This is a genomic window from Paraconexibacter sp., from assembly GCF_041602235.1.
Taxonomy (GTDB): Bacteria; Actinomycetota; Thermoleophilia; order Solirubrobacterales; family Solirubrobacteraceae; genus Paraconexibacter.
Genome location: NZ_JBFIGP010000001.1, coordinates 34,458 through 44,032, shown reverse-complemented (window position 1 = coordinate 44,032; position 9,575 = coordinate 34,458). Strand labels below are relative to the sequence as shown.

Annotated in this window: 9 protein-coding genes; 5 read left to right on the top strand and 4 right to left on the bottom strand. The window is 72.4% G+C overall.

Features of this window, described 5'->3' with window-relative positions:
* Nucleotides 1-145: 145 nt before the first annotated feature.
* From ABYE80_RS00180 to ABYE80_RS00170, 3 genes are all read right to left on the bottom strand, one after another.
* Nucleotides 146-973 carry a ParA family protein gene (locus ABYE80_RS00180; RefSeq protein ID WP_372787731.1) on the bottom strand — a complete coding sequence of 276 codons (828 nt, stop codon included), beginning with the start codon at nt 971-973 and terminating at the stop codon, nt 146-148.
* A 70-nt stretch (nt 974-1,043) separates the two neighbouring features.
* On the bottom strand, nt 1,044-1,886 hold the full coding sequence (locus ABYE80_RS00175; RefSeq protein ID WP_372787730.1) for a PhzF family phenazine biosynthesis protein: 843 nt from the start codon (nt 1,884-1,886) through the stop codon (nt 1,044-1,046).
* A gap of 41 nt (nt 1,887-1,927) precedes the next feature.
* A complete protein-coding gene (locus tag ABYE80_RS00170) occupies nt 1,928-2,503 on the bottom strand; it encodes an FHA domain-containing protein (protein ID WP_372787728.1) in 576 nt (191 codons plus the stop codon).
* 241 nt (nt 2,504-2,744) lie between these two features.
* On the opposite strand from ABYE80_RS00170, the gene ABYE80_RS00165 reads away from it, so the two are divergent.
* The 3 genes from ABYE80_RS00165 to ABYE80_RS00155 are packed head-to-tail and all read left to right on the top strand — an operon-like array spanning nt 2,745 to nt 4,205.
* A complete protein-coding gene (locus ABYE80_RS00165) occupies nt 2,745-3,008 on the top strand; it encodes a hypothetical protein (protein ID WP_372787727.1) in 264 nt (87 codons plus the stop codon).
* A gap of 56 nt (nt 3,009-3,064) precedes the next feature.
* On the top strand, nt 3,065-3,589 hold the full coding sequence (locus ABYE80_RS00160) for an SRPBCC family protein (protein ID WP_372787726.1): 525 nt from the start codon (nt 3,065-3,067) through the stop codon (nt 3,587-3,589).
* A 55-nt stretch (nt 3,590-3,644) separates the two neighbouring features.
* On the top strand, nt 3,645-4,205 hold the full coding sequence (locus ABYE80_RS00155) for a hypothetical protein (RefSeq protein WP_372787725.1): 561 nt from the start codon (nt 3,645-3,647) through the stop codon (nt 4,203-4,205).
* Between the two features lie 17 nt (nt 4,206-4,222).
* Here the strand turns inward: ABYE80_RS00155 and ABYE80_RS00150 are convergent, their stop codons facing one another.
* The gene (locus ABYE80_RS00150) at nt 4,223-6,001 is read right to left on the bottom strand and encodes a penicillin-binding transpeptidase domain-containing protein (protein ID WP_372787724.1); all 1,779 of its coding nucleotides are present in this window, start codon (nt 5,999-6,001) and stop codon (nt 4,223-4,225) included.
* Nucleotides 6,002-6,060: 59 nt separating this feature from the next.
* Between ABYE80_RS00150 and ABYE80_RS00145 the strand changes: the two genes are divergently transcribed.
* Together ABYE80_RS00145 and ABYE80_RS00140 are read left to right on the top strand one after the other, a co-directional pair.
* Nucleotides 6,061-7,209: a MarP family serine protease gene (locus ABYE80_RS00145; RefSeq protein WP_372787722.1), complete on the top strand. Its 1,149-nt coding sequence runs from the start codon at nt 6,061-6,063 to the stop codon at nt 7,207-7,209.
* Between the two features lie 57 nt (nt 7,210-7,266).
* Nucleotides 7,267-9,546 carry a DNA topoisomerase 3 gene (locus tag ABYE80_RS00140; protein WP_372787720.1) on the top strand — a complete coding sequence of 760 codons (2,280 nt, stop codon included), beginning with the start codon at nt 7,267-7,269 and terminating at the stop codon, nt 9,544-9,546.
* The last annotated feature ends 29 nt before the right edge of the window (nt 9,547-9,575 follow it).

The following is a 9,575-nucleotide window of genomic DNA, read 5'->3' as shown; positions in this document are numbered from 1 at the left end:
GTCGTCGAGGCGCTGCGAGCGCGCACGGACGGCTGGGCGAGCGTGTCGCGCGTGCCGTTCGAGGGCATGGGGGCGCGCGTCAGGGAGATGTAGGCGCCCGTGGCCCGAGCGGCGCCGGGGCAGCCGACCTGCCGGACGCGCCGGTTCAGGCGGCCGGGGCGTCGGCCAGCAGGGGCTTCAGCCGGCGGCGAGGCGCGGCCAGCCCCAGCCGCCCCAGCAGCTCGTCGGTGAGGCGCAGGTAGTCCGCGCCGAGGTCGGGGCGATGGTCGAGGATCGACGTCGCCCGCTCCGCCGAGTTCGCGTAGGCAATGGACTGCCGGATCGTGGTGTCGAAGAGCTTCTCCCCGACGTGCTCGCGCAGCGAGTCGAACGCCTCGCGCGAGTGCACGGTGCGCATGTCGGCGATGTTGAAGAACACGCCGAGCCACTCGAGGTCGGGGTTCAGGCCGTCCCGGGCGAGCTCGATCACCTCGAGGGCCTGCTCGACGCCCTGCAGCGCGAAGTACTGCGCCTCGGAGCTGAGCAGGGCGAAGTCCGCGGCGACCAGCGCGTTGACCGTGAGCAGCCCGAGGGCCGGGGGGCAGTCGATGAGGACGATGTCGTGGTCGGCGTCGACGAGCTTCAGGGCCTTGCGCAGGGTCAGCTCGCGGCCCATCTTGCCGGCCAGGAGCAGCTCCGCCTCCGCGAGCGAGAGGTTCGCCGGCACGACGTGGACCGCCGGACCCGGTGGCTCGCCGGCGTCCGGGGCGGGGTGGACCGCCGCGGGGGCCTTGGCGCGACCCGCGAGGACGTCGCCGATCGTCGGGGCGGCGTCCGGCGGGACGTCGAAGTAGTCCGACAGGTTCCCTTGCGGGTCGAGGTCCACGGCGAGCACGCGCAGTCCGGTGCGCCGCAGCACGTCCGCGAGGGTGCGGACCGCGGTCGTCTTCCCGGTACCGCCCTTCTGGGAGAGGATCGCGATCTTCTGAGCCACGGGCGCACAGTATCGCGGCGGCGGACGCGTTCGCGTGACCGTCCGCGTCGCCGACCCGGCGCTCAGGGGGTCAGGCCGGGATCCGTACCGCGCGACCGGTGACGCGGATCCCCGCGTCGCGCTCGGCCGGCACCTCGACGTCCAGGCGGCTCGGGCGGCCGACGTGGCGTCCCTGCAGGACCGTGAAGGCGGCGGGCGGCTCCAGGGCGCCGACCTCCCGGAGGTAGCCGCCGAGCGCCGCCGCGGCAGCGCCGGTCGCCGGGTCCTCGACGATCCCGCCCGGAGGGAACGGGTTGCGTGCCTCCCACGTGTCGGCCTCGCGCCGGTGGACCAGGGCGACGGTCGTCCATTCCCGGGCGGCCATGAGCTGCGCCAGGCGCGGGTAGTCGTAGTCCAGCTCGGCGAGGCGCTCGGGCGTGGCGGCGGCCAGGACCGGATGGGACGCCCCGGCGTACGCGACCCGCGGCGGGAGCCCGGGCGCGAGATCCGTCGCCGCCCACCGCAGGGCGGCGAGCAGTTCGTCGAGATCGCCTGCGGCGAGATCCTGGACGTGAGGCGCGACGCTCGTGAGCGTCGCGCGGGTCCCGCGGTCGTCCATCTCGAGGTCGACGTCCACGGCTCCCGAGGACGTGGCGAGGGTGATCGACTTGGGACCGTGCTCGTCGGCCCACGCGGCACCGGCGGCGATCGTCGCGTGGCCGCAGAACGGCACCTCCGCTCTCGGGCTGAAGTAGCGGATCGCCAGGGACCCGTCCGCGCGCGGCAGGAGGAACGCGGACTCCGAGTACCCGAGGTCCGCGGCGACGGCGAGCATCCGCGCGTCGTCCATGCCGGAGGCGTCCAGCACGACGCCCGCCGGGTTCCCGCCGTCGGGGCGGTCGGTGAACGCTGCGTACTGGAGGATCTGCGGCACGGGGCGCAGCCTCGCAGACCGCGCCCGGTGCGGTGTGTGGATCAGGCCGTGCGCGCGCTCGACGTGCTCGAGCCGCTCGGACCCGAGGACTTGCCGACCGTGGTGTCGATGAACATCAGGCGGTGGCGACCGACCAGGAGCTCGTCCCCGTCCCGCAGGTTGCGCCACTCCACGCGCTCCCCGTTCACGAAGACGCCGTTCATGCTGCGGTCGTCGACCACGCGGAACCCCTCGTCGTCCTGACGGACCAGCAACGCGTGCCGGCGGGAGACCGTCGGGTCGTCGAACCGGATCTCGGCGTTGAGGCTGCGGCCGATGCGCGTGTGCTCGTCCTCGAGCGTGACCATCCGGATGTCCTCGCCGTCCTGGAAGACCAGGTAGTGCCCCGCCCCGGGCGCGTGCTCACGGCCCGCCGCGGCCAGGACGCGGCGCTCGGCGGCGGCGTCGTCCTCGGTGCTCGGGACACGCTCGAACAGCGAGGCGCGGACCACCCGTGTGCTGCCGCACTTCGGGCAGGCGGGTACGTCGGCGGTGCGAGCCAGGGGGCCCACCGCGCCGCATTCCTCACACCGGAACGCCCCGTCTCCGGCGATGGTTCCTGTCGTGAATGACTCCATGGGGGGCTCCTCGGGCGGGGGACAGGGGTGGTGCTTCGGAGACCGCTCCACCGAACGCGGTTGCAGGACTGTAGAAACGCGACCTGTGGGCTTCCTAAACAACCTAGCGCCCCAGGGCATGGCCGTGGTGCAGTTCAGGTCAGGTCCCGGTCTTCCCGTCCGGGACGCGGGTGAACCCTCGCCCGGGTGGGAACGATCGTGCAGGGCAGGAGGGACCGGCGCCGGCGTCGAAACCCTGGTCATGTTCCGACCGCTGCTCGGCCTCTCCGAATCGGACCTCGAACGCCAGCTCCTGCGCAAGGGCGTGGGGCGCCTGGCGGCGTCGCGCCACGCGTGCTCGGACTGCGGGCGGACGCCGCTGGTCGGCGAGCACGTCCACCGGTACGGCACCCAGACCGTCTGCACGCTCTGCCGTCCCCGCCATCGGGGCGTCCCCGAGAGCGTCGACACCGTGCACCACAGCGAGCGCGGTCAGGCCGTGCGGCTGCGGGCGCGAGCCGCCTGACGTCCGCGGCTGCCCGCGAACGTCGATCGGTCGCGGCCCGCACTAGACTGCGGCCCGTGGATCCCGTCACCAGCAGCGTCATCGTCTCGCGGCCGCAGGAAGAGGTGTTCGAGTACCTCGCGGACATCGCGAACCACGCCGAGTTCACCGATCACTTCCTGATCGACTGGCACCTCACGCGGGAGGACTCCTACGGGGTCGGCGCGGGCGCCCGGTTCAAGATCAAGATGCGCGGCAACCGCTTCCCGTGGGGTGACGTGACCATCGCCGAGGCCGTCTCGCCGATCCGGATCGTCGAGGTCGGACGCGGCGGCAAGTTCAACCGGATCCGCTCGGTCGGCGTCTACGAGCTGTCCGCGGCCCCCGGCGGCGCCACGCGCGTCACCTACACGTTCGAGTCGGAGCCCAAGACCCTGAGCGACCGTTTCCTCGAGTCCCTCGGCGCCCGCCGGTTCGTGCGTCGCCAGAACGGTCGGGCCATGAAGCGGCTGCGGTCGATCCTCGAGGAGGATCACGACCGTGGGACGCGCGCGAGCATCAGCGGCGGGGCGCGGAAGCCCGCGTCGAACTTCCGGATCTGAGGCCGACGCACCGCGGCACGCCGACGCCCGCCCCGCTTCATTACACTCACGCGCCGTGACCCGTCGACTTCCCATCCTCGCGCTCCTGGCCACGGCCAGCCTCTCTCTCGCCGCCTGCGGCGGTGTCAAGGGGGAGGTGGAGAAGGGCGAGACCGAAGGCATCCAGGTGACGGTGGGCGACCTCCAGTACCAGGTGCAGATCTCGCGCGTCCTCAACCCGGCCGAGGTCGAGGACAAGGGCCTGCTCCGCGGCGTGCCGATCGCCGAGCAGACGCTGCCGGACGGCACCGAGTGGTTCGCGGTCTTCGTCCAGGCCCGCAACAACCGCGACGAGCCGCACCTGTCGGCCTCGCGCGAGGACTTCGCCATCGAGGACACCCTCGGGACGGAGTTCGAGACGGTCGAGGTCGACAACCCGCTGGCCTACGAGCAGGAGACGGTCCCCGCCGACGGCATGCTGCCGGAGCCGGACTCGATCGCGTCCTCGTTCAACACCAACGGATCGCTGCTGCTGTTCAAGATCACCCGTGCCGCGCTCGAGAACCGGCCGCTGGTCCTGATCATCAAGGACCCGAAGAACCCGTCCGAGATGGCCGAGGTCGACCTCGACATCTGACCGCTGCCGACGGTGGCTCAGCGCCTGAGCGCGCTGAGCATCACCTGACGCGCCACCGGCGCCGCGGTGTCACCGCCGGCGCCGCTGCGGACCAGCATCACGCCGACCGCGATGCGCGGCTTGCTCACGGGGGCGTAGGACACGAACCACGCGTCGGTGTCGGTCGGATCCGCCTCGGTGCTGCACGACTCGGGGTTCTGCTCCTCGGTCGGCTCACAGCGCTTCGTGGTCTCGAGTTCGGCGGTACCGGTCTTCCCGGCGACCTGCACGCCCTGGATGGCCGCCGCGCGCCCGGTGCCCTCGCGGACCACGGCCAGCATCAGCTTCTCGACGGTCCGCGCGACCTTCGACGAGGTCACCTTCGTCGTCGGGGCGGCCTTCTGCCGCGGGTCGTACTCGAGGGTCAGCCGGGGACGGCGGCCACCCCGGGCGATGGTCGCCGCGATCGTGCCCATCGTGAGCGCGGTCGCCTCGACGCGCCCCTGGCCGATCGCCGAGGAGCCGACGGCGAGCGCGTCCCCGATCTCCGCGGCGACGGGGATGCGCGGCGTCGCGGCGCCGGGGATGTCCGGGGCGCGGTTGAACCCGAAGCGCTCGGACACCTCGACGAGCTTCTCGGCGCCCAGCTTCGCGCCCATGGGCGCGAACACCGAGTTGCACGACTCGGCGAACACCTCGGTGAGGGTCCCGCCGCACAGCTCCCCGTTGGCGTTCTCCAGCTGGACCCCCTCGATGGTGGTGAAGGTCTCGACCGGGTAGGTCGTGTCCAGCGAGGTGATGCGCTGCTCGAGCCCGGCGGTGACGGTCACGATCTTCATCGTCGATCCGGGGGGCTGGAGTCCGGAGAAGGCGATCCCGGCGAACGCCAGCAGCTCGCCGGTACGGGGCTCGATCGCGACGACGCCGCCCAGCCTGTCGGCCAGACCGGCGATCGCGGCCCGCTCGACCGGGATCGAGATCGAGGTGCGTACGTCCCGGGCCTTCTTGGGCTCCGAGCGGGCCAGGATCGTGGACCCCGCGCGCAGCGTGCCTCCGGGCGTCCCCGCCAGCTTGGTGTCGAGCGCGCGCTCGAGCCCGTTGATGCCGACCTTGGCGTCGCCGGGCCAGCCGAGGGCGCGGAGCTCGTCGGCGCGCTCGGCGGGGATCGGGCCGAGGGTGCCGACCACGTTCCTGGTGACGTCCGGAACGTCGGAGGTCCGGTCCGACCCCTTGGCCAGCGGGGTGCGGTCGCGGGCCAGGAGCGCCGCGCGCTCGGGCAGCCGGGTCTCGCGGGTCAGGCGGTCGCCCGGCGCCAGGCCCGGGAAGGCGAGGTGGCGGCCCCACGCGATCCGGGAGCTCTCGCCGCTTCCGGCGACCTCGATCTCCATCGTGCGGGTGAAGGTGCCGAACACCCGCGTGCGGACGACGACCGGGACCGCGAACGTCGCGTCGTCCGAGCCGTCGACGACCTCGCCCGGCCGGACGCTGGTGGCGGTCGCCATCCGCCGGTCGGCATCGTAGGCCTCGGTGAACTGCGCCAACGTGAAGCGCTGCTTCGCCTCGGCGCTGAGATCGTCGTACATCGCCGCGAAGTCGCCGGCGGACCAGTTCTCCACGAACCGCTCGACGAGGGTTCGCTCCGCCGGTACGTGACCGGCCCCGATGACGAGACCGCCGGCGAACGCCAGGCCGCCGCAGATCACGACGACGACGACGGCCCTGTGGCGCCGGCGCCGGGCGGTGGCACGGCGTGCGGAGACCACGGGAGCCGTGGCGCGCCCGCGGGTGGGACCGGAACCTCCGTGCCGATCGCTCATGACGCGGCGGAGCATAGGCGACGGCCCCGGCGACCGACCTCCGTAGGCTTGCTGCGCGCATGACGACCATCGACGTGATCATCATCGTCCTGACGGTCCTGATGGCCGCCTTCGGCTGGCGGCAGGGGTTCGTCGTCGGAGCGCTCTCCGTGGCCGGGTTCGTGCTGGGGGCGTATCTGGGGACCCGCCTGGGCCCCAAGCTGCTCAGCGAGGGCAGCGCATCGCCCTACGCACCGATGTTCGGGCTCGGCGGGGCGCTGCTGGGCGGCGCCATCCTCTCGACCGGTCTCGAGGGCCTCGGATGGAGGTTGCGTCGGACGCTGCGGGTCCCCGGCCTCTCGGCCGTCGACGGCGTCCTCGGATCGGTGCTGTCGGCCTGCGTCGCGCTCGGCATCTGCTGGGTCGCGGGCGCCGTCGCGCTCCAGACGCCCGGGGCGGGAGACCTCCGAAGGGACATCCAGCGCTCCGCGATCCTCAAGGAGCTCAACGCGATCCTGCCGCCGTCCGGCCCGTTGCTGAACGCGATCGCCCGCTTCGACCCGTTCCCGCAGATCGACGGGCCTGCCGCCCAGGTGCCGGCGCCGACGGCGAAGATCGCACGGGACCCCGACGTCCAGGCCGCCTCGGCGAGCATCGTGCGCGTGCTGGGGACCGCGTGCGGGTTGGGGATCAGCGGCACCGGCTGGGTCGCCGAACCGGGGATCGTCGTGACCAACGCCCACGTGATCGCCGGGGAGGAGGACACCACCGTGCAGGTGCGGGGCGAGGGCGAGCGCCTGGACGCCACGCCGGTCGCCTTCGACCCCACCAACGACATCGCCGTCCTGCGCGTCGACCAGCTCGACGCCGAACCGCTCGAGATCGCCTCCGAGGCGCCGCGCGGACGCGCCGGGGCCATCCTCGGCTTCCCGCTCAACGGCCCGTACGACGTCCGCGCCGCGCGCCTGGGCACCACGCAGGAGGTCCTGTCCCCGGACGCCTACGGCCGCGGCCCGTTCCGCCGCGAGATCACGTCGTTCCGTGGTCTTGTGCGGCCCGGGAACTCCGGCGGACCGATCGTCGACGCCCGTGGCCGCGTGGCCGCGACGGTGTTCGCGTCGACGCGGGGGACAGGGGCGAAGGGCGGGTTCGCCATCCCCAACGATCTGGTCCGCGCGCAGCTGGCGTCCGCCTCCGGTGAGGTCGACACCGGTCCCTGCGCTCCGTGACCGCCTGACCGGGGGAGCGCGGGGCGCGGCTCGCCATCGCGCTACTGTCCGCCGTCCATGGGCAAGACCCTCGTCATAGCCGAGAAGCCGTCCGTCGGCCAGGACCTGGCCCGCGTGCTGCCCGGGCCGTTCCAGAAGCACACCGGGGCCGGTGAGCGCACCACCCGGTGGCTGGAAGGACCCGAGCACGTGGTCACGTGGGCCGTCGGTCACCTCGTGCAGCTCGCCGAACCCGACGAGTACGACGACAAGTACAAGAAGTGGCGGATGGCCGATCTGCCGATCGTCCCGTCGAAGTTCAAGCTGATCGTCCGCGACGAGCGCAGCCAGAAGCAGATGGCCGTGGTCAAGAAGCTGCTGAAGGACGACGAGGTCGACCTCGTCATCAACGCCTGCGACGCCGGGCGCGAGGGCGAGCTGATCTTCAAGTACCTGTTCGAGAAGGCCGGCGCCAAGAAGCCCGTGAAGCGTCTGTGGCTGTCCTCGATGACCAAGCAGGCGATGACCGACGCGCTCGCGAACCTGCGGGACGACGCCGACTACAAGTCCCTGGAGGACGCCGCCCGCTCCCGCTCGGAGGCGGACTGGATCGTCGGCATGAACGCGACCCGGGCCGCGACGATCCGGTTGCGCTCGTCGTTCGACGGAGCGGTGTCCCTGGGACGCGTCCAGACGCCGACGCTCGCGATCATCGCGCGGCGCGAGGAGGAGATCCGCGCCTTCGTCCCGGAGAAGTACTGGCTGGTCGACGCCAGGTTCGCCACCGACGACGAGCGCCGCTACGAGGGCCGGTACCACGCCGGCGCCAAGCCGCGGATCGCGACCCCGGACGAGGCGAAGGCGATCGCGGATGCGGTCCGCGACGGGCGCGGCACGATCACCAAGCTCGAGAAGACCAAGCGGACCGAGCGCGCCCCGCTCCTGTACGACCTGACCTCGCTGCAGCGCGACGCCAACACCCGGTACGGCTTCAGCGCCCGGCGGACGCTCGGCGCCGCGCAGCGGTGCTACGAGGAGCACAAGGTGCTCACGTACCCGAGGACGAGCTCTCGCTACCTGACCAGCGACATGGTGCCCGAGCTGGGCGAGATCGCCGGGAAGGTCGGTGCGCGCGACGAGTACGCCAAGGCCGCGGCCTACGTGACCGGCCTGGACGTGCTGCCGCTGGCCCGCGTCGTCAACGACGAGAAGGTCGGCGACCACCACGCGATCATCCCGACGAACTCCACGCACGACGTCGGCAAGCTCGACGGTGACGACCTGAAGATCTACGACATGGTCGTGCGGCGGTTCCTCGCGGTCTTCCACCCGGAGGCCGTGTTCGAGAACACGCGGGTGGAGACGACCGTGGCCGAGCACGTCTTCCGGACCCGCGGCAAGGTCCTGATCGTGCCCGGGTGGCGCGGCGTCTACGGCGAGTTGCCGGAGGGCGAGGGGAGTCCCGACCAGGAGGACGAGGGCCGCGACCAGACGCTGCCCAAGCTCGAGAAGGGCGAGGAGGCGGCGGTCCGCGACGTCGAGTCGCTGGAGAAGGAGACCAAGCCGCCCAGGCGCTACAGCGACGCATCGCTGCTCGGCGCCATGGAGACGGCGGGCAAGCTCGTCGACGACGAGGAGGCCCGTGAGGCGATGAAGGAGTCGGGGATCGGCACGCCGGCCACCCGCGCTGCGATCATCGAGCGGCTGATCGACGTCGGCTACGTCGAGCGGGACGGCCGCTCGCTGGTCGCCACCGAGAAGGGCCTGAACGTCATCCGCCTGCTCGGCGACCACCAGCTGACCTCGCCGTCGCTGACCGGCGACTGGGAGCACCGGCTGGACCGGATCGAGTCGGGCGAAGAGACTCGCAAGGCCTTCATGGCCGACATCGCCAAGTTCGCCGGAGCGACCGTCGGGGAGCTCGACGCCAAGCTCAAGGACGTGCGGATCCCCCGGGCCAACCTCGGTCCCTGCCCGGTGTGCGGCCAGGACATCATCGAGAACCGCAAGGGCTACTCGTGCTGGTCGCGTGAGGATCCTGGCTGTGGCTTCGTGATCTGGAAGGGCAAGGCCGGCAAGCAACTGCCCGCCGCCGTCGCGCGCGAGCTGATCGCGACCGGGCGCACCGCCAAGCAGGTCACCGGGTTCAAGGGACGCTCCGGCCGCTCGTTCCGCGCCAAGCTCGCGCTGATGCAGAACGAGGAAGGGCGCTGGCGCGTCGAGTTCGACGAGGCCTGGGCCAAGGAGGGCGCCAAGCCTCCCGAGGCCGAGGAGGCCGCCGAGGCGGCCCCGGCGACCGCCGCCGACGCCGCCGGCGCGGCGATCGCTCGCGCGGCCGCCGACGACGCGGCCGCCTGACCGCGGACGGCGCACCGCGGCCCACGCCG